Origin of the sequence: Pseudomonas sp. MF7453, from assembly GCF_016405455.1 — a bacterium.
Lineage (GTDB): Bacteria > Pseudomonadota > Gammaproteobacteria > Pseudomonadales > Pseudomonadaceae > Aquipseudomonas > Aquipseudomonas paralactis.
Genome location: NZ_JAEKCN010000008.1, coordinates 200,777 through 224,011 on the forward strand (window position 1 = coordinate 200,777; position 23,235 = coordinate 224,011).

Below are 23,235 nucleotides of genomic sequence, written 5' to 3' on the forward strand. Positions count from 1 at the left end.
CGGGGCGTTTTTGCTACCGATTGATCAAACCACAATCAATGGTGGTGACCGCCTTCACCGTGGACGTGGCCGTGAGCCACTTCTTCCTGGGAAGCGTCGCGGATGGCAACGATCTTCACTTGGAAGTTCAGGCGCTGGCCAGCCAGAGGGTGGTTGCCGTCGACAGTCACATCATCGCCGTCCAGATCACGGATGGTGACGATCTGCATTTGGCCGTCCGGTGCGGAAGCGTGGAACTGCATGCCCACTTCCAGCTCGTCAACGCCTTCGAACATGCTGCGGCTCAAGGTGCTGACCAGTTCGGCGGAGTATTCGCCGTAGGCATCTTCAGGTTCTACGGCAACGGTCAGTTCATCACCGACTGCCTTGCCTTCCAGTGCCTTTTCCAGGCCTGGGATGATGTTACCTGCGCCTTGCAGGTAGACCAGCGGCGCGCCGCCGGCTGAGCTGTCGATGACCTCACCAGCGTCGTTGGTCAGGGTATAGTCGATGGAGACAGCCTTGTTAGCGGCGATCGTCATGGGGCGAGACCTTTTGCATAAGAATGAAGAACGGACAAGTCTAAACAAGGATTTGCCCGAAAGCGAACAGAACCCGGACAGACGGGGCCGACCAACGGTCTCTATCATCACCGGATTCCACCAGGACGACGACCTGCACTGGGTTGCCGAGCTGTCCTGCGGCCACACCCAGCACCTGCGCCACCAGCCGCCATGGCAGTCGCGAGCCTGGATCATCGACCCTGCTCAACGCCTTGAAAAAATAGGCCAACCCTTTGCGTGCGGCTGGTGTGCGCAAGTGCGCGAATAACGATAACCTTGACGCCTGATTCGCGGTAGGCGCTCACGCATAGAGCGCCACCCAAGCCATGCACCTCCAGAGAATTCGCATGCAGACTTTTTTTATCGCGCCCACCGATTTTGGTGTGGGTCTGACCTCCATCAGCCTAGGGCTGGTGCGTACCCTGGAACGGGCCGGCCTTAAAGTCGGCTTCTTCAAACCGATTGCCCAGCCACACCCGGGCGATACCGGGCCGGAGCGCTCCACCGAGCTGGTGGCCCGTACCCACGGCCTGAAGCCGCCACAGCCCCTGGGCCTGGCCCACGTGGAGCGGATGCTCGGCGACGGTCAGCTCGATGAGCTGCTGGAAGAAATCATCACCCTGTATCAGCAGGCCGCCGTAGGCAAAGACGTGCTGATCGTCGAAGGCATGGTGCCGACCCGCAGCGCCAGCTACGCCGCGCGGGTCAACCTGCACCTGGCCAAGAGCCTGGATGCGGAAGTGATCCTGGTCTCGGCGCCGGAAAACGAAGTCCTTACCGAGCTCTCCGGCCGCGTGGAATTGCAGGCCCAACTGTTCGGCGGCCCCAAAGACCCTAAAGTGCTGGGCGTGATCCTCAACAAGGTGCGCACCGACGAAAGCATGGAGGCGTTCTCGGCGCGCCTCAAAGAGCACTCACCGTTGTTGCGCAGCGGTGATTTCCGTCTGCTTGGCTGCATCCCCTATCAGCCCGAACTCAATGCCCCGCGCACCCGCGATGTGGCCGACCTGATGGGTGCGCAAGTCCTCAACGCCGGCGACTACGAAACCCGGCGCATGACCAAGATCATCATCTGCGCCCGCACCATGCGCAACACCGTGGAGCTGCTCAAGCCCGGTGTGCTGGTGGTCACCCCCGGCGATCGCGACGACATCATCCTCGCCGTCAGCCTGGCCGCGATCAACGGCGTACCGCTGGCCGGCCTGCTGCTGACCAGCGACACCCTGCCCGACCCGCGCATCATGGATTTGTGCCGTGGCGCTTTCCAGGCCGGGCTGCCGGTGCTGTCGGTGAGCACCGGCTCCTACGACACCGCCAACCAGCTCAACAGCCTCAACAAGGAAATCCCCATTGATGACCGCGAGCGCGCGGAGATCATCACGGACTTCGTCGCCAGCCACCTCGATGCGCGCTGGCTGCACCAGCGGTGTGGCACGCCCAGGGAGATGCGCCTGTCGCCGGCGGTGTTCCGCTACCAGTTGATCCAACGGGCCCAGGCCGCCAACAAGCGTATCGTGTTGCCCGAGGGCAGCGAGCCGTTGACGGTGCAAGCCGCCGCCATTTGCCAGGCCCGAGGCATTGCCCGCTGCGTGCTGCTGGCCAAACCGGCGGATGTGGAAGCGGTTGCCCGCGCCCAGGGTATCGAGCTGCCCGAGGGCCTGGAGATCCTTGACCCGGACCTGATTCGCCAGCGCTATGTCGAGCCGATGGTTGCCTTGCGCAAGACCAAGAGCCTCAACGCGCCCATGGCCGAGCAGCAGCTTGAAGACACGGTAGTAATCGCCACCATGATGCTCGCCCTGGACGAAGTCGATGGCCTGGTTTCCGGCGTTATCCATTCCACTGCCAATACCATTCGCCCGGCCCTGCAACTGATCAAGACTGCACCGGGCTGCACCCTGGTGTCGTCGGTGTTCTTCATGCTGTTCCCCGAGCAGGTGCTGGTATACGGCGACTGCGTGATGAACCCGCACCCAAGCGCTGCGGAACTGGCGGAAATCGCTCTGCAAAGCGCCGACTCGGCCGCCGCGTTCGGCATCACCCCACGGGTGGCGATGATCAGCTATTCCAGCGGTGATTCGGCCAGCGGTGAAGAAGTGGAAAAGGTCCGCGAAGCCACGCTGCTCGCCCACGAACAACAAAGCTCGCTGCTGATCGATGGCCCGCTGCAATACGACGCCGCAGCCAATGAAAGCGTGGCCCGGCAATTGGCGCCCAACAGCCAGGTGGCCGGCAAGGCGACGGTGTTCGTGTTCCCCGACCTGAACACCGGCAACACCACGTACAAAGCCGTGCAACGCAGCGCCGATTGCGTGAGCCTGGGGCCGATGCTCCAGGGCCTGCGCAAACCGGTCAACGACCTGCCGCGCGGCGCCCAGGTAGACGACATCGTGTACACCATCGCGCTGACTGCGATCCAAGCCGCCAACCGACCTATGGATATCTAAATGCTGGATTTTCTACCTGCCGCCGTACGCGGAGTGATCGCTTCGCTATTGCTGGCGCTGAACACGATCCTGTTGTGTTCGTTCCTGTTTATCGTCGCGCTGTTCAAGGCTCTGCCCTTCGCCAAACGCTTCAGCGAATGGCTGATGAACCACACCCACGAAGCCTGGGTGACCAACAACAAGGGCTGGATGAACCTGGTACGCCGCACACGCTGGCACTTGAGCGGCCTTGAAGGCCTGGATTATCAGCATTCCTATCTGGTGACCAGTAACCACCAGAGCTGGGTCGACATCATGGTGCTGCAATACGTGCTCAATCGGCGTATTCGTCCGCTGAAGTTCTTCCTTAAGCAAGAGCTGATCTGGGTGCCGGTGATTGGTTTGGCGTGGTGGGCGCTGGGCTTTCCGTTCATGAAGCGCTACACGAAGGCTTATCTGGAGAAACACCCGGAAAAGAAGGGCAAGGACCTGGAAACCACCCGCAAGACCTGCGCGAAGTTTCGCGACAACCCCGTGGGTATTTTCAACTTTGCCGAGGGCACGCGGTTTACACCGGGCAAACATGCGCAGCAGAACTCCCCATTTCGCTATTTACTCAAGCCCAAGGCCGGCGGCATTGCGTTTGTGCTGGATGCCATGGGCGAGCAGCTCAAATCATTGGTGAATGTGACCATTCACTACCCTGCCGGACGCCCGGGCTACTGGGATTTGCTGTGCGGGAATGTGAAGGAGGTGGTCGTGCAGTTTGAAGAAGTGCAGATCCCCACTGAGTTCATCGGCAAGAACTATGAGCAGGACGGGGAGTATCGGCTGGCGTTCCAAGGCTGGATCAACCAGTTGTGGCAAGACAAGGATGCATTGCTGGAGCAGCTTCACAAAGACTTTCCGGCCAGCCGCTGATCACCGGTGGAAGCCAGCTCCCACATTGACCGAGTTCACATTTGAGAATAGGTAAAAAGCCCGCCACCGATCACTCGGTGGCGGGCTTTTTTGTGCGGCAATAAAGCTTAGATCGCGCCGCGCTGACGCAACAACTCCAGCACTTGCTTGACGCTGTCTTCCAGCGACAAGGCCTGGGTGTCGATCACCAGGTCGGCATTCAACGGCACGTCGTACGGGAAGGACTCGCCAGGGATGTTATCCCCACCGGCTGCATACAAACCTTGCGGATCACGCTCGGCACATACCAGCGGCGACGCCTGCACGTAGACGGTCAGCAGGCGATCGCTGCCGATCAGCGCCTTGGCCTGTTCGCGGCCTTCGGCATCAGGAGCAACGAAGGCTGCCAGGGTCAGCAAGCCAGCTTCATTGAACTGACGCGCCACATGAGCCGCACGGCGCCAGTTTTCGGTACGCCCGGCGCGGTCCTGAGGCAGGCCTTTGTTCAGGTCATGCCGCAGGTTCTGGCCATCCAGTACGAACACCGCCCGGCCCATGTCGAACAGCTTGCGCTCAACCGCATAGGCCAACGTGCTTTTGCCGGCGCCCGACAAGCCGCTGAACAACACGGTAGCCGGCTGCTGGCCGAAACGCAGGGCACGTTCTTCAGTGGCCACGTGTGCCAATTTATCGTGCTGCGCTGCCCCGCCCTGGCTGGTCGGTGGCGCGATGATCATGCCGGCGGCCACGGTGCCGTTGGTCAAACGGTCGATGACAATAAAGGCACCGGTCGTGCGATTGCTGTCATAGCCATCCAAGGCAATGGCGGCATCAAGGCTGACCTTGACCCGGCCAATTTCGTTGAGCTGCAGCGAACTCGCCGGGCCTTCGGCCAGGGTGTTCACGTCCACGCGATGCACGATGCTGGTGATGGAACCCGGCACGTAGCTGGTAGCGCGCTTGATGTCGTACTTCTTGCCCGGCAGCATCGGCTCTTCAGCCATCCACACCAGCATGGCGTCGAACGCATCGGTCACTTGCGGCACATTGTCGGCATGCACCAACAGGTCGCCACGGGAGATATCAATCTCGTCTTCCATGGTCAGGGTTACGGCCTGACCCGGGCCTGCGTGCTCCAGCTCACCTTCAAAGGTGACGATGGACTTGACCCGGCTGCGCTTGCGCGACGGCAGCACCACGACTTCGTCGCCCTTGTGCACAATGCCGCTGGCAAGAGTGCCGGCAAACCCACGGAAGTTCAGGTTCGGGCGGTTGACGTACTGCACCGGGAAACGCAGGTCGGTGTAGTTGCGGTCGTTGGCGATCTCGACAGTCTCCAAGATCTCCATCAGCGACTGGCCGGTGTACCAGGGCGAACGCTCGCTCTTGTTCACCACGTTGTCGCCCTTGAGCGCCGACATCGGCACGAAAGCCAATGTGCTTGGCTTGAACGCGATGCCTTCGGCGAACTTCAGGTAATCGGCCTTGATCGACTCGAATACGCTTTGGTCAAAGCCGTTGATGTCCATCTTGTTGATGGCCACCACGATGTGTTTGATACCCAGCAACGAAGCGATAAAGCTGTGGCGACGGGTCTGGGTTTGCACGCCGTAGCGGGCGTCGATCAGGATGATCGCCAGGTCGCAGGTGGACGCACCGGTGGCCATGTTGCGGGTGTACTGCTCATGGCCGGGGGTATCGGCGATGATGAACTTGCGCTTGGCGGTGGAGAAGTAGCGGTAGGCAACATCAATGGTGATGCCCTGTTCACGCTCGGCCTGCAGGCCATCGACCAGCAACGCCAGGTCGATGTCATCGCCGGTGGTGCCGGACTTTTTCGAGTCTCGGGTAATGGCTTCCAGATGATCTTCGTAGATCATCTTGGAGTCGTGCAGCAGGCGCCCGATCAGGGTGCTCTTGCCGTCATCGACGTTGCCGCAGGTCAGGAAGCGCAACATCTCTTTGCGCTCGTGCTGGCCCAGGTAGGCGAGGATGTCCTCGCTGATCAAATCAGATACGTGCGACATGACAGCCCCTTAGAAATAACCCTGACGTTTTTTGTCTTCCATCGAGCCTGCACCATCGTGGTCGATGACACGGCCCTGGCGCTCGGAAGTTCGCGTCAGGAGCATTTCCTGAATGATGTCCGTCAGCGTCTCGGCTTCAGACTCCACCGCGCCCGTCAACGGGTAGCAGCCGAGGGTACGGAAACGGACTTTCTTTTTGACGATGCGGGCTTTGTCTTCGTCGGAAAGATGTTCGAGGATGCGGTCGTCGTCGATCATGATCAACGTGCCGTTCTTCTCGATCACGTCGCGCTCGGCGGCGAAGTACAGCGGCACGATCGGGATGCCTTCCAGGTAGATGTACTGCCAGATGTCCAGTTCGGTCCAGTTGGACAGCGGGAACACGCGGATCGACTCGCCCTTGTTGACGTTGCCGTTGTAGACGTTCCACAGCTCCGGGCGCTGGTTCTTCGGGTCCCAGCGGTGCTTGCTGTCGCGGAACGAGTACACGCGCTCTTTGGCACGGGACTTCTCTTCATCGCGACGGGCGCCGCCGAACGCTGCGTCGAAACCATGCTTGTCCAGCGCCTGCTTGAGGCCTTCGGTCTTCATGATATCGGTGTGTTTGGCACTGCCGTGGGTGAAGGGGTTGATACCCTGCGCCACGCCGTCCGGGTTGACGTGAGTGATCAGGTCCAGGCCAAGCTCTTCGACCATTTTGTCGCGGAACTTGTACATTTCCTGGAATTTCCAGCGCGTGTCGACGTGCATCACAGGGAACGGCAGCTTGCCCGGGAAGAAAGCCTTGCGCGCCAGGTGCAGCATCACGGCGGAGTCTTTACCGATCGAGTAGAGCATCACCGGGTTGTCGAACTCGGCGGCGACCTCGCGGATGATGTGGATGCTTTCCGCCTCCAGCTGTTTCAGATGCGTCAGTTTGTCGACCATGGTTACTCACGGAAAAACGATCTTATGGACGGCCAGGCGGGCCGTGTTCGAGCGGGGCATGCTAGCACAGCACCTTCTTCTATTCAGGGCGCCTTCTAGATCGAAACGGTATATGAATATACCTCCGGGTTTGGGCGCTCGGACACTTGTAGGAGCGAGCTTGCTCGCGAAGATCGTTAACGATAACGCGGGCATTCTGGATGAACGCGGCGCTCTCGGTTTTTTCGCGAGCAAGCTCGCTCCTACAGGGGAGAGCCATCAGATCGGGTTGGGGCAATCGATGAATAAATGCTCCAGGGCAAAGCGCCGCGCCAGGTAGTCACCCAGCGCCTGCACCCCATAGCGCTCGGTGGCGTGATGACCGGCAGCAATGAAGCTGACGTCGTTTTCACGGGCGCTGTGGAAGGTCTGCTCGGAGGCCTCGCCGCTCAGGTACAGGTCGACTCCGGCGGCAATTGCCTGGTCGATATAGCCCTGGCCACCTCCGGTGCACCAGCCGACGCGGCGGATCATCTGGCTGCCTTCGATCAGCAGCGGTTCGCGCCCCATCGCATCCTGCACACGGCGGGCAAAATCACGCGGTGACAAGGGTTCGGCCAGCGACCCGACCAGGCCGACCACCTTGGGGTTGCTTGGGTCCAATGGGCCTTCGACGGTGATGTCCAGTTGCTTGGCAAGCTGCACGTTATTGCCCACTTCGGGGTGCAGGTCCAATGGCAGGTGATAGGCCAACAGACTGATGTCGTGCTTGAGCAGGGTTTTCAGGCGGCGCTGCTTCATGCCGGTGATGCACGGGCTCTCACCCTTCCAAAAATAACCATGGTGTACCAGTATCAGGTCGGCCTTGGCTTCGACAGCGGCGTCCAGCAGCGCCTGGCTTGCGGTCACGCCGCTGACGATGCGCATCACCTGCGGGCGGCCCTCGACCTGCAGGCCATTGGGGCAATAATCGGCGATTTTGGCACTGCCAAGGTAGCGGTCGGCTTCCTCGACGAGGGTGGTAAGGGGCACGGCCATAAAAGACTCCTAAATATCCGGTTCGCAGGCGTCGCAGCCTCGTATAATGCGCAACATTATGGGCGCTCGCCCGCCCCCTGCAACCTGTCAGGACTTACTTGATGCTCAAGGCACTGCGTTTTTTTGGATGGCCATTGTTGGCTGGCGTGCTGATCGCGATGCTGATTATTCAGCGTTATCCCCAATGGGTGGGCCTGCCGACCCTGGATGTGAACCTGCAACAAGCGCCGCAAACCAACACGGTGGTGCAGGGCCCGGTCACCTATGCCGACGCGGTCACTATCGCGGCCCCTGCGGTGGTCAACCTGTACACCACCAAGGTCATCAACAAACCGGCGCACCCGCTGTTCGAAGACCCGCAGTTTCGCCGCTATTTCGGTGATAACGGCCCCAAGCAGCGCCGCATGGAGTCCAGCCTGGGTTCCGGAGTGATCATGAGCCCCGAAGGCTACATCCTCACTAACAACCACGTGACCACCGGCGCCGACCAGATCGTGGTCGCCCTGCGTGATGGCCGCGAAACCCTGGCCCGTGTGGTGGGCAGCGACCCGGAAACCGACCTCGCGGTACTCAAGATCGACTTGAAGAACCTGCCATCAATCACCCTCGGCCGCTCCGACGGTTTGCGCGTAGGTGACGTAGCGCTGGCTATCGGTAACCCGTTCGGCGTGGGCCAGACGGTTACCATGGGCATCATCAGCGCCACCGGGCGCAACCAGTTGGGCCTTAACAGCTACGAAGACTTCATCCAGACCGACGCCGCCATCAACCCCGGCAATTCCGGCGGTGCGCTGGTGGACGCCAATGGCAACCTCACCGGCATCAATACCGCGATTTTCTCCAAGTCCGGCGGCTCACAAGGCATCGGTTTTGCGATCCCGGTAAAGCTGGCGATGGAAGTGATGAAGTCGATCATCGAACACGGCCAGGTCATTCGCGGCTGGCTGGGCATTGAAGTGCAACCCTTGACCAAGGAACTGGCCGAGTCATTCGGCCTGACCGGACGCCCAGGCATCGTGGTTGCCGGGATCTTCCGCGACGGCCCGGCGCAGAAAGCCGGGCTGGAGTTGGGCGATGTGATCCTCAGCATCGACGGCGCACCGGCCGGTGATGGCCGCAAGTCGATGAACCAGGTCGCGCGGATCAAGCCAACCGACAAGGTGGCGATCCAGGTCATGCGCAACGGCAAAGAGATCAAGCTCTCGGCGGAAATCGGCCTGCGTCCGCCGCCGGCAACCGCACCGATAAAAGAAGAGCAGTAGCCGATACGACCCAAGTGCCCGCTCGCGGGCACTGGCAAGTTTACGTTCGTAGCGACTCATTCTCAATAGGCATGTTATATTGTTTCAATATCGCTATTGGAACGCTCTCTCATGCCGTCTCGAAAGTTTGTGCCCCTGGCCGGTCTGGCCCTGGGTTTTCTGCTCGACCCTGCCTACGCCGAAGACAACACCCTGGAACTGGACACCATCAGCGTGACCTCGGAGGCGTATGAGTCGGCCACCGGCCCGGTCCAGGGCTATCGCGCCACCCGCTCGGCCAGTGCCACCAAGACCGATACCGCCCTGCGCGACATACCGCAATCGATCAGCGTGATCCCGGCCACGGTGCTCAAAGACCTGGGCAGTACCAGCGTGGAGCGCGCCCTGGACTTTGCCGGCGGCGTGTCCAAGCAAAACAACTTTGGTGGCCTGACCCTCTACGAATACAGCGTGCGCGGCTTCACCACGTCCGAGTTCTACCAGGACGGTTTCAGCGCCAACCGCGGTTACCCCAGTACGCCGGACACTGCGAATATCGAACGCATTGAAGTTCTCAAAGGCCCCGCCGCCAGCCTGTATGGGCGTGGCGATCCTGGCGGCACAGTGAATATCGTCACCAAGAAACCCCAGCCCGAAGCGTTCACCACCTTGCAAACCAGTGCCGGCAGTTGGGACCGCTACCGCACGGCGCTGGATGTGAATACGCCGCTGGACAGCGAGGGACGCGTGCTGACGCGGGTGAACCTGGCCGTTGAAGACAACCACAGCTTTCGCGATCACGTAGACGCCAAGCGTGTATTCGTGGCGCCCTCGCTCAGTTGGCAGTTGAGCCCGGACACCCAGCTGTTGGTCGAAAGCGAATTCGTGCGCCACAGCTCCACCTTCGACCGGGGCATCGTCGCCGATACCGGCATGTCCCATTCCACCTTCCTCGGCGAGCCCAACGACGGCAATATTCGCAACCACAACAACCGCATCCAGGCCGCGCTCGAACATCACCTCAACGACGCCTGGAAGCTGCGTCTGGCCAGCCACTACAAGCAGGGCAGCCTGTGGGGCGATGCGTCGGAAAGCCGTGCGTTGAATGGGGATGGCCACACCGTCAACCGTCGCTATCGTGAGCGCTCCACCGGTTGGCATGACAGCATCACCCAGCTGGAACTGCGCGGGCTGTTCGATATCGGCAGCTGGCAGCATGAACTGCTGATCGGCACCGAATACGAGGATTACCGCAAAAAAGAACGCGTCACCACCATCGGCGGCAGTCGTTACCTCATCGATATCTACAACCCTGTCTACGGCCAGTCCAAACCCAACGGAGAACGTTCCGGCACCGATTTTTTCGAACAGACCAAAAGCCACGCGCTGAACCTGCAAGACCAGATCATTTTCACCGACCGCCTGCGCGGCATGATCGGTGCGCGTTTCGAGCACTTCGAACAGAGCACCGACAATTTCGCCCGCAACCACGCCAAGAGCCGCCAGACCCACGACGCCCTGACCCAACGCGCCGGCCTGCTCTATCAGCTCACGCCGCAAGTCGGGGTATTTGCCAACGCATCCACCTCGTTCAAGCCCAATAGCGGCCTGGATGCCGGCGGCAAATCCTTTAAGCCAGAAGAAGGCGTGGGCTATGAGGTGGGTATCAAAAGCGAGCTGTTTGACGAGCGCCTCAGCGCCACCCTGGCGGCCTTTCATATCGAAAAGGAAAACGTGCTGACCCTGGACCCGGCGACCAACACCGACCGCGCCATTGGCAAGGCCCGCAGCCAGGGGTTCGACCTGCAAGTGACCGGGCAAGTGACCGACGCCCTGCGCGTGATCGGCGCGCTGGCCTACATCGACGCCGAAGTGACCAAGGGCGACAAAGCCATCCCCACGGGCAGCCGTATTCTCGGTGTCGCCAAGCGCAGCGGCAGCCTGTTGGGCGTGTACGAATTTCAGGATGGGATGTTGCGCGGTTCAGACGTAGGGGCGGCGTTTACTTATGTAGGGGACCGCTCCGGTGAAGCGGGCACAAGCTTCGAACTGCCGGCCTACCACACCGTGGATTTGCTGGCTCACTACAAGGCCACCAAGAATGTCACTGTGGGGCTGAACCTGAATAACCTGTTCGATGAGAAGTACTACGAGCGGTCCTACAGCAGGTACTGGGCCAACCCTGGTGAACCGCGCAACCTCACGGTCAGCTTGACCCTCAACCTCTGACAACATAGGACAAAATGTGGGAGGGGGCTTGCCCCCGATTGCAGTGTGTCAGTCAGCATATCTGTCACTGATCCACCGCTATCGGGGGCAAGCCCCCTCCCACATTTTGATCTTAATCCGGCCCGGGTTACAGCGTCGTCGGCGCTCGTTCGCACAGGGTATTAAGGGCTGCCGCCCACTGCGGCTCATCATTCAGGCAAGGCACCAACACCAACTCCTCGCCCCCCGCTTCACGAAATTGCTCGCGACCGCGATCACCAATCTCCTCCAGCGTCTCAATGCAATCGGCGACAAACGCCGGGCACATCACCAGCAGCTTCTTCACGCCTTGCTGGGCCAATGCCTCAAGGCGCGCCTCGGTGTAGGGTTCGATCCATTTGGCCCGACCCAGGCGGGACTGGAACGCCACCGACCATTTACCCTCCGGCAAGCCCAGCCGCTCGGCTACGTCCCGCGCCACGCTGAAGCACTGCGCGCGATAACAGGTGGCAAGCACTTCAGGGGATGCGTTCTTACAGCAGTCAGCGTCTTTGAAGCAGTGCTGGCCGGTAGGGTCAAGCTTGGTCAGGTGACGTTCAGGCAAACCATGGAAACTGAGCAGCAAGTGATCGTAATCCTGCTCCACATAAGCGCGCGCACTCGCCGCCAGGGCATCGAGGTACTCGGGCTGGTCGTAAAAAGGCTGCAGGATCGAAAACTGAATACTCAGTTTCTTGTCGCGCACCACGCGCTTGGCTTCTTCTATCACCGTGGTCACGGTGCTGTCGGCAAACTGCGGATACAGCGGCGCCAGTGTCACCTTGCCGATACCCTGGGCGGCCAGCCGTGTCAGGGCGGTTTCCAGCGACGGCTCGCCATAACGCATCGCCAGCTCCACCGGGCCCTGGGTCCACTGAGCGGTCATTTGCTGCTGCAGGCGACGGCTCAGCACCACCAACGGCGAGCCCTCATCCCACCAGATCGACGCATAGGCATGAGCAGACTGCTCCGGGCGCTTGATCAGGATCAGCGACACCAGCAAACGCCGCACCGGCCATGGCAGGTCGATCACATAAGGGTCCATCAGGAACTGATTGAGGTAGCTGCGCACATCGGCCACGGAGGTGGACTTTGGCGAGCCCAGGTTGACCAGTAACAACGCGTGATCGGTCATGCAACATCCTATCTTTAGAGGCGGCTGGACAGGTCGTCCAGAGCCGCACGCAACTCAGTGAACTGGAAAGTGAAACCCGCCGCCAGCAGCCGCTCAGGCAAGGCTTTTTGCCCGCCCAGCAATAAACCGGACAACTCCCCCAAACCAACCTTCAGTGCAAACGCCGGCATCGGCATGAATGCCGGGCGGTGCAACACCTGGCCGAGGGTCTTGGCAAACTCGCGATTACGCACCGGGTGTGGCGCGCAGGCATTATAAGGACCGCTGGCGTCAGTCTTGTGCAGAAGAAAATCAATCAGGGCGATTTGATCCTTGATATGCACCCATGGCATCCACTGCCTACCCGTGCCGATCGGCCCGCCCAGTGCCAGTTTAAAGGGCAGCAACAGGCGCGACAAAAAGCCGCCCTCGGCCGCCAGTACCAACCCGGTCCGCACCAGCACCACGCGAACGCCCAAGGCTTCGGCACGCTGGGCGGTTTCTTCCCAGGCAATGCACAACTGGCTGGGGAAATCGTCCAGCACCGGGCCGCTGGCTTCGGTCAGTTCGCGCTCACCGCCGTCGCCGTACCAACCCACGGCGGAGCCGGAGATCAGTACCGGCGGTTTCTGCTCCAGGCTTTCGATCCAGGCCAGCAGGGTTTCGGTGAGGTTGATACGGCTGCTCCACAGCAATGCCTTGCGCTTGTGGGTCCAGGGCCGGTCGGCAATGGACGCACCGGCCAGGTTGACCACCGCGTCCACCGCGCCAATCACCTCTTGCAAGCGACCCACCCCAAGTACCTGTTCGCCGCAGAGCCTGGCGACCGTTTCCGGTTGCCGGCTCCACACCGTCAGGCGATGGCCCTGGGCGAGCCAGTGTTGGCAGAGTTGACGACCAATCAGGCCGGTACCGCCGGTCAGCAAAATATGCATGGGACTCTCCTCATGTAACGTTCGCCGCCGCTCACTGGTCTATTTTATAAGCAGGGATCAATTTGATAATCGAGCGTGACGCGCGTTAAAGCCTGAGCTTAACCATAGGTCACGCCACACAATCAGGCACGCCAAAACTTATACCAAAAAACAATATTGTACAGCTATTGGTGTCGGCGTAGTCTGTACCCAACGGTAAAACGAGGCCTCCCATGACTGTCCCCATCGCGATCATAGGTACCGGCATCGCCGGTCTCTCCGCCGCCCGAGCGTTAAAAGACGCGGGCCACGCAGTGCAACTCTTCGATAAAAGCCGCGGCAGCGGTGGCCGCATGTCCAGCAAGCGCAGCGATGCCGGCGCGCTGGACATGGGCGCGCAGTATTTCACCGCCCGCGACCGACGCTTCGTCAACGAAGTACAGCGCTGGCAAAGCAACGGCTGGGCCGAACAGTGGAAACCCCAGCTGTACAACTTCAAGTCCGGACAACTGACTCCCTCCCCCGATGAACAGATTCGTTGGGTCGGTACACCGCGCATGAGCGCCATCACCCGTGCATTGCTCGATGACCTGCCGGTGGAGTTCGGTTGCCGCATCACCGAGGTGTTCCAGGGCACGCAGCACTGGAACCTGCTCGACGCCGACGGTGACAGTCATGGCCCCTTCAGCCATGTGGTCATCGCCACGCCGGCCCCTCAGGCCACTGCCCTGCTGGCCGCTGCCCCCAAGCTGGCAAGTGCCGCCGCCGGGGTGAAAATGGATCCGACCTGGGCCATTGCTCTGGCCTTCGACAAGCCCCTGGATACGCCGATGGAAGGCTGCTTCGTGCAAGACAGCCCCCTTGACTGGCTGGCGCGCAACCGCAGCAAACCCGGGCGCGACACCACCCTCGACACCTGGGTGCTGCACGCCACCAGCGCCTGGAGCAAGGCCCACCTGGACCTGCCCAAGGACGCGGTGATCGAGCATCTGCACGGCGCCTTCGCCGAACTGTTGCACAGCGCCATGCCCGCGCCGTCATTCAGTTTGGCCCACCGCTGGCTCTACGCTCGCCCGTCGGGCAGCCATGAGTTTGGTGTACTGGCCGATGCCGACCTGGGCCTGTTCGTCTGCGGCGACTGGTGCCTCTCGGGCCGGGTGGAAGGCGCCTGGCTCAGTGGCCAGGAAGCGGCGCGACGCTTGATCGAACACCTGCAATGAACCGCCTCAACCCCAGCAAGTTGCTGCTGTCGAAATGGACGGCAGCACAGCCACGCAACAAGGAAAAACATTTTCTGGTCACCGAGTTGTTTCGTGACGACGAAGGCACGGTGCTGGAAATCGAACTGCAAGCCGTGCTGACCCGGCGCGCTGAACGCCTGCCCTGGCAAACCCTGCAAAACGCCGAACAGTGGAAAATCGGCTGGAAGTAACGCTGCAGAAAAAACCTCTACAAACTATTTGACTTGTACAACATCGAATCTATGATGAGGTTTAGTTGTACAAGTTTTATAACTTGTACAGGATTCTTGCAGAGGTTTTGGGTATGTCCAGGAGTACAAAACCGAAGATCGCCATCAGTGCCTGCCTTCTTGGCGAGAACGTGCGCTTTAACGGCGGGCATAAACAGTCTCTGCTGTGCACCCAGACGCTCAGCGACTACTTCGACTTCGTGCCGTTGTGCCCTGAAGTCGCCATTGGCATGGGCATCCCCCGCGAGCCAATCCGCCTGGTGGGTGACCCTGCGCAGCCACAAGCCGTTGGCACGGTAAACCGTGAACTCAACGTCACGCAGCCACTGCACGACTACGGTCAGCAGATGGCCCAGGCACACACCGACCTGTGCGGCTATATCTTCATGCAAAAGTCGCCATCCTGCGGTCTGGAGCGGGTCAAGGTGTACCGCGCCAACGGCACGCCCGTTGACGGTGGCGGGCGCGGCATTTATGCCCAGGCGTTTTGCGCACGCCACCCCAACCTGCCGGTGGAAGAAGACGGTCGGCTGAACGACCCTGTGCTGCGGGAAAACTTCCTGACCCGTGTATTCGTGTACGCCACCTGGCAACAACTGCTGGCCGAGGGGCTTACCCGCCACGGCCTGCTGACCTTCCACTCGCGCTACAAATACCTGCTGATGGCCCACAGCCCGGTGCATTACAAAAGCCTGGGTCACTTGCTCGGCAGCATGGGCAAGGACGTCGACCTCCAGGCTTTGGCCCATGGTTATTTCAGCGAGCTGATGGCGGGTTTGAAAAAGTGCGCCACGCGCGGCACCCACAGCAATGTACTGCAACACATCAGTGGCTATCTCAAGCAGGCCATCAGCGCCGATGACAAACAGGAAATGCAAACAGTGATCAGCCAGTACCGCCAGGGCATCGTACCGCTGGTGGTGCCACTGACCCTGCTCAAGCACCACTTTCGTCAGCACCCGGATCGTTACATTGCGCAGCAGGCCTACCTGCAACCGCACCCGGAAAACCTCAGCCTGCGTAATGCGATATAACCCATGAAAGCTGCCCTGCTAGACGAACCCGGCGAAGACATTGCCCTGGCCCTTGAAAACGGCTGGTTGCCGATCCGCGAAGTGGCGCGCCAGACCGGCGTCAACGCCGTGACCCTGCGCGCCTGGGAACGCCGCTACGGCCTCATCGTGCCGCAGCGCACACCCAAGGGGCATCGGCTGTTCAGTGCCGAACACGTACAACGCATCCATGCGATCCTTACATGGCTTAACCGTGGCGTGCCCGTCAGCCAGGTCAAAGGCTTGATCGACTCAGCCCAGGCCAGCCCCGAACCCATGGAAAACGAGTGGCACGCCCTGCGCCAGCATTTGGTGGATGCCATCAGCGAACTGGCCGAACGTCGGGTCGACGACGCTTTCAACCAAGCCATGGCGCTCTACCCGCCACGTACCTTGTGCGAGCAATTGATGCTGCCGCTGCTCACGGAGCTGGAGCAGAAATGGCAGGGCCAGTTCGGCGCGCAGATGGAGCGGGTTTTTTTTCTGTCATGGTTGCGCAGCAAGTTCGGCGCGCGGATTTATCACAACAATCGCCAACTCCACGGCGCACCGCTGTTGCTGGTCAACCATTCCGACCTGCCGCTGGAGCCGCACCTGTGGCTCAGTGCCTGGCTGGCCAGCAGCGCCGACTGCCCGGTGGAAGTATTCGACTGGCCGCTGCCTGCCGGTGAATTGGCCCTGGCGGTGGAACACCTGCGACCCCGCGCAGTACTGCTGTATTCGAGTAAAACCCTCCATTTGTCGGCACTCACAAAACTATTGGGCGGTGTCAGTTGCCCAACCCTGATTGCCGGCCCGGCCGTGTGTATTCACAACGCCGAGTTGTCCGCGCTCGCCCGCGACATCCCCGAATTGTTCGTGGCGCAAGACCCCTTGTCGGCCCACCAGTTATTGATCCAGCGTGGAATTGTCTAAATGCATCTGATCTGGCTGCGCACCGACTTGCGCCTGCACGACAACACTGCCCTGGCTGCCGCAAGCCAGCGCGGCCCCGTCGCGGCCATTTACCTGATCACTCCAGAACAGTGGCTGGCCCACGATGACGCGCCGTGCAAAGTCGATTTCTGGCTGCGCAACCTGCAATGCCTGAGCCGTTCGCTGGGCGAACTGAACATCCCGCTGTTAATCCGCCACGCCGCCACCTGGGACCAGGCGCCAGCGGTGCTGAGCGAGCTGTGCCGGGATCTGTCGGTGGAATCGGTGCACGTCAACGAGGAATACGGCATTCACGAAAGCCGCCGCGACAGCGCAGTGGCCCACGCTCTGCAAGCGCGCGGCGTGACGTTTCACCACTATCTGGACCAACTGTTTTTCCAACCCGGTAGCGTACTGACCAAGACCGGTACCTATTTCCAGGTGTTCAGCCAGTTTCGCAAGGTGTGCTACAACCGCCTGCACAGCGCCCTGCCGCGCCTGGTGGCAACGCCGAAAGCCCAGGCCAGGCTCGACGTGAAAAGCGACCCGGTGCCGACTACGGTAGACGGGTTCGAGCCGCCCAGCGAAACCTTGCGCGCCCTCTGGCCAGCCGGTGAAGACGAAGCGCGCCGCCGCCTCGACGCCTTCGCCGACCAGCAGATCAGCTATTACAAAGACGAGCGCGACTTTCCGGCCAAACCCGGTACCAGCCAGCTTTCCGCCTACCTTGCCGCCGGCGTGGTTTCGCCGCGCCAGTGCTTGCACGCCGCGCTGCAAACCAACCAGGGCGAGTTCGAAAGCGGCGACATCGGCGCCATCACCTGGATCAACGAGCTGCTATGGCGCGAATTCTATAAGCACATCCTGGTCGGCTACCCACGGGTATCCCGCCACCGCGCCTTTCGCCCGGAAACCGAAGCGCTGGCCTGGCGCGACGCTCCCGAAGACCTCGCCGCCTGGCAGCAAGCACGCACGGGCTTGCCGATCATAGACGCGGCCATGCGCCAATTGCTGGAAACCGGCTGGATGCACAACCGCCTGCGCATGGTGGTGGCGATGTTCCTGACCAAAAACCTGCTGATCGACTGGCGCGAAGGCGAGCGCTTCTTTATGCGCCACCTGATCGACGGCGACCTGGCGGCCAATAACGGCGGCTGGCAATGGAGCTCATCGACCGGTACCGACTCGGCACCGTACTTCCGGATTTTCAGCCCGCTGAGCCAATCGGAAAAATTCGACGGCGACGGCGTCTTCATCAAACGCTGGCTGCCGGAACTGGTCACGCTGAATAAAAAAGAAGTGCACAACCCGGCAGCGGCCGGCGGTTTGTTTGGCGTGGCGGATTACCCGCGCGCCATCGTCGACCTCAAAGCCTCCCGGGAGCGCGCGTTGGCCGCTTTTCGCCGCCTGCCTTCACGTCAGGAGATGGCTGAGCATGAGTGACTTCCTGCGCCAATTCGCCAAAACCTTCGCTACGCTGGACAAGCACAACTTGCACCTGCTCGGCAGTTTGTACAGCGATGACATCGTATTTGCCGACCCGCTGCATCACGTGCATGGGCTGCCAGAACTGCAGCGTTATTTCGCGCAGCTGTACAGCAACGTCGGCCAACTGGATTTCGAGTTTCAGGGTGTCGACCAGACCGCCGAAGGCGAAGGCTACCTGCGCTGGATCATGAGTTTTCGTCATCCGCGCCTGGCCGCAGGCAAGATGATCCGGGTAGAGGGCTGTTCCCACTTGATGTGGCGCGACAAGGTTTATCAGCATCGTGATTATTTCGATGCTGGTGCATTGCTTTATGAACATGTGCCGATTGTCGGCGGCGTCATCAGTTGGCTGAAAAGGAGAATGGGATGAGCCTTGTATCGCCCCGCCGTTATTGGCTGACCGGCGCCAGCAGTGGCATCGGTGCAGCATTGGCCGTAGAACTGCTCAACAGTGGCGCGCACGTGGCCCTCAGTTCCCGCACAAAAGGCCCGCTGGAGGCTCTCGCCCATCGTTATCCCGGGCAAGTGCTGGTGGTGGCCGGTGACCTGACCAACAGCCAGACCGTGCGCGAGATCGGTGAACACATCGCCCAGGTCTGGGGCGCCCTGGACACGGTGATCCTCAATGCCGGCACCTGTGAATATGTCGACGCCCGGCAATTTGATGCATCGATCATCGAGCATGTGGTGCGCACCAATCTGCTGGCCAGTAGTTATTGCATCGAGGCCGCTCTGCCACTGTTGCGCGCCGGGCGTACTCCGCACCTGGTGGGCGTGGCCAGCGCCGTGACTTACCTGCCGATGCCCCGCGCCGAAGCCTACGGTGCATCCAAGGCCGGCCTGCGCTACCTGTTCGAGTCCCTGCGCATCAGCCTGTCGCCGGAAAATATCGACGTCACCGTGATCAGTCCCGGTTTTGTCGACACCCCGCTGACCGAGCGCAACGACTTCCCGATGCCCTTGAGCTGGCCCGCCGACAAGGCGGCGCGGCACATCTTTGCAAAACTGGAAAAACGCCCGCTGGAGATCGCCTTCCCGGCCATGTTCATCGCCACCCTGTGGCCGCTGTCGAAGCTGCCCAATCGCGCGCAACTGATCATCGGCAAGCGCATGTTGCGCAGCCCACCACCGAAAAAGGATGATCTGTGAAGATCGCCATTGTCGGCAGCGGTATCGCCGGGCTGACCAGCGCCTACCTGCTCAGCCGCCGCCACGACATCACCGTGTTCGAAGCGGGCGACCGCATCGGCGGGCATACGCACACCGTCCAGGTTACCGTGGAGGGTGAACGCCATGCCGTGGACACCGGCTTTATTGTGTTCAATGACTGGACCTACCCCAACTTCATCCAGTTGCTGGGCCAGATCGGCGTGAAGTTCAAACCCACCGAAATGAGTTTTTCGGTGTGCGACCAAAGCAGCGGGTTCGAGTACAACGGCAACAACCTCAACAGCCTGTTTGCCCAGCGCCGCAATATTCTGTCACCGGGTTTCTGGGGCATGTTGCGCGATATCCTGCGCTTCAATCGCCAGGCGCCTCTGGACCTGCAAGAGCAGCGTATCAGCGCCGAGATGACCCTCGGCGACTACCTTGCAGCCGGCGGTTATGGCCAAAGATTTATCCGCCACTACATCGTGCCGATGGGGGCAGCGATCTGGTCGATGTCCCTTTCGGACATGCTCGGTTTCCCGCTGCAATTCTTCGTGCGTTTCTTCAAAAACCACGGTTTGCTATCGGTCAACAACCGGCCGCAATGGTGCGTGATCGAAGGCGGATCAAGCAGTTACATCGAACCACTGAGCCGCAGCTTTCGCGAACATGTGCGCCTCGATTGCCCTGTGCATAAAGTGCAGCGCACCGATGATGGGGTGGTTATCCACAGCCCGGCCGGCAGCGAAACCTTCGACCGTGTGGTATTCGCCTGCCACAGTGATCAAGCCCTGGCGTTGCTCGAAGACCCGAGCCAGGCCGAACGAGAGATCCTCGGCGCCCTGCCCTACGCCGACAACGATGTGGTGCTGCACACCGATACGCGCTTGCTGCCCGACCGCAAGCTGGCCTGGGCCAGTTGGAATTACCGGCTGACCGGCAACTCGCAAAATCAGGCCGCCGTCACCTACGACATGAACATCCTGCAGGGCATCGACAGCGACACCACCTTTTGTGTCAGCCTCAACCAGACGCAAATGATCAACCCACTGAAGATCCTCGCGCGCTACACCTACGCCCACCCGCAGTACAGCCTGGCCGCCGTGGCCGCTCAAGCACGCTGGGAAGAATTGCACGGTGCCCGCAACACCTTCTATTGCGGCGCATATTGGGCCAACGGCTTTCACGAGGACGGCGTGGTCAGCGCTCTGCGCGTGGCCCAGGCGTTTGGGGAAACCCTGTGAACAGCGCCTTGTACAGCGGCTGGATCGCCCATCGTCGGTTTACGCCCAGGGCCCACGCCTTTCGCTACCGCATTGGCCTGCTGTACCTGGACCTCAGCGAGCAGGATCAAGTACTGGCGCTCTCGCCGTTGGCCGGAGCGAGTCGCCTGGCGCCCTTCGGCTTTCGCCAGCAGGATTACCTGCGTGAACTGACGCGCCATGGCATGAGCTTGAGCGATGCGGTGCGCCAAGAAGTCGGCAAGGCTCTGGGACGTACACCCCAGGGCGCTATCTGCCTGCTGACCCAGGCCCGCAGCTGGGGCCTGGCGTTCAATCCGGTGAGTTTCTTCTACTGTTTCGAAGCCGACGGGCAGCTGGCCGCGATCCTGTGTGAAGTGACCAACACGCCATGGCGCGAGCGCTATCACTACATCCTGCCGGCCCAGCCCCTCGGGGCCGATGAGCACCAGCACTTCGCTGTGGCCAAGGCGTTCCATGTGTCGCCCTTCTTGCCGCGTGACCTGGAATACCGCATGAGTTTCAGCCCGCCCGCCGCCCGGCTCGGTGTACACATGGCCGACTGGCAGGGCGCGCAAAAAGTCTTCGACGCCACCTTGAGCCTGGAAAAACACGCACTCAGCCGCGCCAGCCTGCATCGCTATTTGTGGCGCTTCCCCTGGATGACCGCCAAGACTTGCCTGGCCATCTACTGGCAAGCCTTGCGCCTGCTGCTCAAACGCACACCGATTTTCTCCCACCGGGCCGCCGATGGCGCCTCTCGCACCGCAGTCGGGTATACCAAGGATCGCCGCCATGAAATCCCCTAGCTTATCGGTCAAGGCTAACCGCCTGAACGTCAACGGCATGACCGCTGCGCTGCTGCGCAAGGCGGTGCTGCGCCAGCTCAGCCAACTGCGTCACGGCCAATTGGTGGTGATCGAAGACGGCGAGCGGCAAGTGTTCGGCGCACGGGAAGCGCACCTGTTGGGCGAGATTCAGATTCTCGACTCGGCGGTTTGGGGCCTGGTGGCCGCCAATGGTTCGATCGGCGCCGGCGAGGCGTATATCCACGGTTACTGGACCAGCCCCGACCTTACCGCTGTGGTCCGGGTGATGGTCAGCAACCTGCAAGTGCTCGACGCCATGGAAGGTGGCCTGGCGCGCATGGCCCGCCCGTTCACCCAAGGCCTGCATTGGCTTAACCGCAACACTCGCAAGGGCTCGCAGAAAAACATCGCCGCCCATTACGATCTGGGCAACGACCTGTTCGAAGAATTTCTCGACCCGACCATGATGTACTCGGCGGCGCAGTTCTTGACCCCCGACGATACGCTGGAACAAGCGCAACTGAACAAGCTGGAGCGCATCTGCCAGAAACTGGCGCTCAAACCCAGCGACCATCTGCTGGAAATCGGCACTGGCTGGGGCAGCATGGCGCTATATGCGGCGCAGCATTATGGCTGCAAGGTCACCACCACGACCTTATCCAAGGAACAATTCGCCTACACCGAAAAACGCATCCAGGCGCTGGGCCTGCAAGAGCAAGTGAGCTTGCTGCTCAGCGATTACCGCGACCTCACAGGCGAATACGACAAGCTGGTGTCAATCGAGATGATCGAGGCGGTGGGCCATCGGTTCCTGCCGACCTATTTCAAACAATGCGCGCATTTGCTCAAGCCCAACGGCTTGATGCTGCTGCAAGCCATCACCATTCGCGAACAGCGCTTTGAGCAGGCCAAGCGCAGCGTCGACTTTATCCAGCGCTACATCTTCCCCGGCGGTGCCCTGCCCTGTGTGCAGAACATGCTGCACATCGTCAGCCGCGACACCGACATGAACCTGCTGCACATGGAGGACTTCGGCCTGCACTACGCCCGTACCCTGCGCCTGTGGCATGAAAACTTCCGCCGCGCCCATGGCCGTCTCACAGAACTGGGCTACGACGAGTACTTCCTGCGTTTGTGGGAGTTCTACCTGTGCTATTGCGAAGGCGGGTTTATGGAACGCACCATTGGTACCGCACAATTGCTGCTGGCCAAACCGGCCGCGATCAACCCGCCGCTGCTCGGGCGCTTCAGTGCTTAAAACCCTGACCAATGCCGCGCTGTTTCAGTGCGGCTGGTTTGCCTGCGTAATCGGCGGCGACAGCCTATGGCTGCTGGTGGGCGTGGCGGCACTGGGGGTGCATCTGCTGTGGATAAGTTCGCCGGCAGATGACGGCCTGCTCGTGCTCAACGTGACACTGGCAGGCACATTGCTGGACACGCTGCTGCGCAGCCTGGGCGTGTTCCACTTCAACGAGCCCGGGCCGTTGATTCCATTCTGGTTGATCGTGCTTTGGGCGTTGCTGGCCACAACGCTGCGCCATTGCCTGGCCTGGAGCGCGCGGCCCTGGTGGCTTGCCAGCCTGTTGGGCGCGGTGGGCGGGCCGTTGTCTTATTACGCAGGCAGCCAATTGGCTGGTGTGGGTTTTGGTTACGGTACGACGACGACCCTGATCGGCCTGGCGCTGTTATGGGCCATGCTGTTTCCCCTGCTGCACGGGCTAGCACGCAGGCTGGAACACTGACGTTTTGTCCGAG

22 protein-coding genes are annotated in these 23,235 nt (G+C 61.0%); 16 read left to right on the forward strand and 6 right to left on the reverse strand.

The genetic code is table 11. The features are described from left to right. Positions 1–35 precede the first annotated feature (35 nt). The gene (locus tag JFT63_RS14790) at positions 36–521 is read right to left on the reverse strand and encodes an FKBP-type peptidyl-prolyl cis-trans isomerase (RefSeq protein ID WP_003171645.1); all 486 of its coding nucleotides are present in this window, start codon (positions 519–521) and stop codon (positions 36–38) included. On the opposite strand from JFT63_RS14790, the gene JFT63_RS14795 reads away from it, so the two are divergent. From JFT63_RS14795 to JFT63_RS14805, 3 genes are all read left to right on the forward strand, one after another. Further along, positions 520–810 (forward strand): DUF3565 domain-containing protein, encoded by a 291-nt coding sequence (locus JFT63_RS14795; RefSeq protein ID WP_198844238.1) that lies wholly within the window; start codon positions 520–522, stop codon positions 808–810. The genes JFT63_RS14790 and JFT63_RS14795 overlap by 2 nt on opposite strands. A 79-nt stretch (positions 811–889) precedes the next feature. Continuing rightward, positions 890–2,989 carry a phosphate acetyltransferase gene (gene pta / locus JFT63_RS14800; RefSeq protein WP_186559296.1) on the forward strand — a complete coding sequence of 700 codons (2,100 nt, stop codon included), beginning with the start codon at positions 890–892 and terminating at the stop codon, positions 2,987–2,989. Next, entirely contained in the window at positions 2,990–3,889 is a 900-nt protein-coding gene (locus JFT63_RS14805) for an acyltransferase (RefSeq protein WP_057701674.1), read from the forward strand. It begins immediately after the preceding gene. A 107-nt stretch (positions 3,890–3,996) separates the two neighbouring features. Here JFT63_RS14805 and cysN read toward each other — a convergent pair whose 3' ends face one another. The 3 genes from cysN to JFT63_RS14820 all read right to left on the reverse strand — a co-directional run bounded on the left by cysN (position 3,997) and on the right by JFT63_RS14820 (position 7,839). Next, positions 3,997–5,895, reverse strand: coding sequence for a sulfate adenylyltransferase subunit CysN (cysN, locus tag JFT63_RS14810; protein WP_057701675.1), 1,899 nt, complete (start codon positions 5,893–5,895; stop codon positions 3,997–3,999). A 9-nt stretch (positions 5,896–5,904) separates the two neighbouring features. Next, positions 5,905–6,822 (reverse strand): sulfate adenylyltransferase subunit CysD, encoded by a 918-nt coding sequence (cysD, locus tag JFT63_RS14815; protein WP_017137614.1) that lies wholly within the window; start codon positions 6,820–6,822, stop codon positions 5,905–5,907. Between the two features lie 258 nt (positions 6,823–7,080). Next, the gene (locus JFT63_RS14820; RefSeq protein WP_198844210.1) at positions 7,081–7,839 is read right to left on the reverse strand and encodes a Nif3-like dinuclear metal center hexameric protein; all 759 of its coding nucleotides are present in this window, start codon (positions 7,837–7,839) and stop codon (positions 7,081–7,083) included. A gap of 101 nt (positions 7,840–7,940) precedes the next feature. Here JFT63_RS14820 and algW point away from each other — a divergent pair, with 101 nt between their 5' ends. Together algW and JFT63_RS14830 are read left to right on the forward strand one after the other, a co-directional pair. Then, on the forward strand, positions 7,941–9,101 hold the full coding sequence (gene algW / locus JFT63_RS14825; RefSeq protein ID WP_057701677.1) for a Do family serine endopeptidase AlgW: 1,161 nt from the start codon (positions 7,941–7,943) through the stop codon (positions 9,099–9,101). Positions 9,102–9,212: 111 nt separating this feature from the next. Beyond that, a complete protein-coding gene (locus JFT63_RS14830) occupies positions 9,213–11,309 on the forward strand; it encodes a TonB-dependent siderophore receptor (protein ID WP_198844211.1) in 2,097 nt (698 codons plus the stop codon). Positions 11,310–11,436: 127 nt separating this feature from the next. Here JFT63_RS14830 and hemH read toward each other — a convergent pair whose 3' ends face one another. Together hemH and JFT63_RS14840 are read right to left on the reverse strand one after the other, a co-directional pair. After that, the gene (gene hemH, locus JFT63_RS14835) at positions 11,437–12,462 is read right to left on the reverse strand and encodes a ferrochelatase (protein ID WP_198707503.1); all 1,026 of its coding nucleotides are present in this window, start codon (positions 12,460–12,462) and stop codon (positions 11,437–11,439) included. Positions 12,463–12,476: 14 nt separating this feature from the next. After that, positions 12,477–13,376 carry a TIGR01777 family oxidoreductase gene (locus tag JFT63_RS14840; protein WP_198844212.1) on the reverse strand — a complete coding sequence of 300 codons (900 nt, stop codon included), beginning with the start codon at positions 13,374–13,376 and terminating at the stop codon, positions 12,477–12,479. A 212-nt stretch (positions 13,377–13,588) separates the two neighbouring features. On the opposite strand from JFT63_RS14840, the gene JFT63_RS14845 reads away from it, so the two are divergent. The 11 genes from JFT63_RS14845 (at position 13,589) to JFT63_RS14895 (ending at position 23,222) form a co-directional block, all read left to right on the forward strand. Next, positions 13,589–14,575 (forward strand): NAD(P)/FAD-dependent oxidoreductase, encoded by a 987-nt coding sequence (locus JFT63_RS14845; RefSeq protein ID WP_198844213.1) that lies wholly within the window; start codon positions 13,589–13,591, stop codon positions 14,573–14,575. Next, complete coding sequence (locus JFT63_RS14850; protein WP_057701682.1) at positions 14,572–14,787, forward strand: TIGR02450 family Trp-rich protein; 216 nt, start codon at positions 14,572–14,574, stop codon at positions 14,785–14,787. Before JFT63_RS14845 ends, JFT63_RS14850 begins: the two co-directional genes overlap by 4 nt. A 113-nt stretch (positions 14,788–14,900) precedes the next feature. Further along, complete coding sequence (locus tag JFT63_RS14855) at positions 14,901–15,860, forward strand: YbgA family protein (RefSeq protein ID WP_198844214.1); 960 nt, start codon at positions 14,901–14,903, stop codon at positions 15,858–15,860. A gap of 3 nt (positions 15,861–15,863) precedes the next feature. Continuing rightward, positions 15,864–16,793, forward strand: a complete 930-nt coding sequence (locus JFT63_RS14860) for a MerR family transcriptional regulator (RefSeq protein WP_186559310.1) — start codon at positions 15,864–15,866, stop codon at positions 16,791–16,793. Further along, the gene (gene phrB, locus JFT63_RS14865) at positions 16,794–18,236 is read left to right on the forward strand and encodes a deoxyribodipyrimidine photo-lyase (protein ID WP_198844215.1); all 1,443 of its coding nucleotides are present in this window, start codon (positions 16,794–16,796) and stop codon (positions 18,234–18,236) included. Next, positions 18,229–18,651, forward strand: a complete 423-nt coding sequence (locus JFT63_RS14870) for a nuclear transport factor 2 family protein (RefSeq protein ID WP_198844216.1) — start codon at positions 18,229–18,231, stop codon at positions 18,649–18,651. Before phrB ends, JFT63_RS14870 begins: the two co-directional genes overlap by 8 nt. Beyond that, positions 18,648–19,430, forward strand: a complete 783-nt coding sequence (locus JFT63_RS14875) for an SDR family NAD(P)-dependent oxidoreductase (protein ID WP_057701687.1) — start codon at positions 18,648–18,650, stop codon at positions 19,428–19,430. Before JFT63_RS14870 ends, JFT63_RS14875 begins: the two co-directional genes overlap by 4 nt. Then, positions 19,427–20,674 carry an NAD(P)/FAD-dependent oxidoreductase gene (locus tag JFT63_RS14880; protein WP_198844217.1) on the forward strand — a complete coding sequence of 416 codons (1,248 nt, stop codon included), beginning with the start codon at positions 19,427–19,429 and terminating at the stop codon, positions 20,672–20,674. The genes JFT63_RS14875 and JFT63_RS14880 overlap by 4 nt, the downstream gene beginning before the upstream one ends. Then, a complete protein-coding gene (locus tag JFT63_RS14885; protein ID WP_057701689.1) occupies positions 20,671–21,480 on the forward strand; it encodes a DUF1365 domain-containing protein in 810 nt (269 codons plus the stop codon). Before JFT63_RS14880 ends, JFT63_RS14885 begins: the two co-directional genes overlap by 4 nt. Further along, entirely contained in the window at positions 21,467–22,738 is a 1,272-nt protein-coding gene (locus JFT63_RS14890) for an SAM-dependent methyltransferase (RefSeq protein ID WP_198844218.1), read from the forward strand. Before JFT63_RS14885 ends, JFT63_RS14890 begins: the two co-directional genes overlap by 14 nt. Beyond that, positions 22,731–23,222 carry a DUF2878 domain-containing protein gene (locus JFT63_RS14895; RefSeq protein ID WP_198844219.1) on the forward strand — a complete coding sequence of 164 codons (492 nt, stop codon included), beginning with the start codon at positions 22,731–22,733 and terminating at the stop codon, positions 23,220–23,222. Before JFT63_RS14890 ends, JFT63_RS14895 begins: the two co-directional genes overlap by 8 nt. Positions 23,223–23,235: the final 13 nt, after the last annotated feature.

Excerpts from the sequence above, each read along its gene's own strand:
- JFT63_RS14795 (WP_198844238.1), top strand. The coding sequence starts at position 520 with ATGGGGCGAGACCTTTTGCATAAGAATGAAGAACGGACAAGTCTAAAC.
- JFT63_RS14790 (WP_003171645.1), bottom strand. The coding sequence starts at position 521 with ATGACGATCGCCGCTAACAAGGCTGTCTCCATCGACTATACCCTGACC.
- pta (WP_186559296.1), top strand. The coding sequence starts at position 890 with ATGCAGACTTTTTTTATCGCGCCCACCGATTTTGGTGTGGGTCTGACC.
- JFT63_RS14805 (WP_057701674.1), top strand. The coding sequence starts at position 2,990 with ATGCTGGATTTTCTACCTGCCGCCGTACGCGGAGTGATCGCTTCGCTA.
- cysN (WP_057701675.1), bottom strand. The coding sequence starts at position 5,895 with ATGTCGCACGTATCTGATTTGATCAGCGAGGACATCCTCGCCTACCTG.
- cysD (WP_017137614.1), bottom strand. The coding sequence starts at position 6,822 with ATGGTCGACAAACTGACGCATCTGAAACAGCTGGAGGCGGAAAGCATC.
- JFT63_RS14820 (WP_198844210.1), bottom strand. The coding sequence starts at position 7,839 with ATGGCCGTGCCCCTTACCACCCTCGTCGAGGAAGCCGACCGCTACCTT.
- algW (WP_057701677.1), top strand. The coding sequence starts at position 7,941 with ATGCTCAAGGCACTGCGTTTTTTTGGATGGCCATTGTTGGCTGGCGTG.
- JFT63_RS14830 (WP_198844211.1), top strand. The coding sequence starts at position 9,213 with ATGCCGTCTCGAAAGTTTGTGCCCCTGGCCGGTCTGGCCCTGGGTTTT.
- hemH (WP_198707503.1), bottom strand. The coding sequence starts at position 12,462 with ATGACCGATCACGCGTTGTTACTGGTCAACCTGGGCTCGCCAAAGTCC.
- JFT63_RS14840 (WP_198844212.1), bottom strand. The coding sequence starts at position 13,376 with ATGCATATTTTGCTGACCGGCGGTACCGGCCTGATTGGTCGTCAACTC.
- JFT63_RS14845 (WP_198844213.1), top strand. The coding sequence starts at position 13,589 with ATGACTGTCCCCATCGCGATCATAGGTACCGGCATCGCCGGTCTCTCC.
- JFT63_RS14850 (WP_057701682.1), top strand. The coding sequence starts at position 14,572 with ATGAACCGCCTCAACCCCAGCAAGTTGCTGCTGTCGAAATGGACGGCA.
- JFT63_RS14855 (WP_198844214.1), top strand. The coding sequence starts at position 14,901 with ATGTCCAGGAGTACAAAACCGAAGATCGCCATCAGTGCCTGCCTTCTT.
- JFT63_RS14860 (WP_186559310.1), top strand. The coding sequence starts at position 15,864 with ATGAAAGCTGCCCTGCTAGACGAACCCGGCGAAGACATTGCCCTGGCC.
- phrB (WP_198844215.1), top strand. The coding sequence starts at position 16,794 with ATGCATCTGATCTGGCTGCGCACCGACTTGCGCCTGCACGACAACACT.
- JFT63_RS14870 (WP_198844216.1), top strand. The coding sequence starts at position 18,229 with ATGAGTGACTTCCTGCGCCAATTCGCCAAAACCTTCGCTACGCTGGAC.
- JFT63_RS14875 (WP_057701687.1), top strand. The coding sequence starts at position 18,648 with ATGAGCCTTGTATCGCCCCGCCGTTATTGGCTGACCGGCGCCAGCAGT.
- JFT63_RS14890 (WP_198844218.1), top strand. The coding sequence starts at position 21,467 with ATGAAATCCCCTAGCTTATCGGTCAAGGCTAACCGCCTGAACGTCAAC.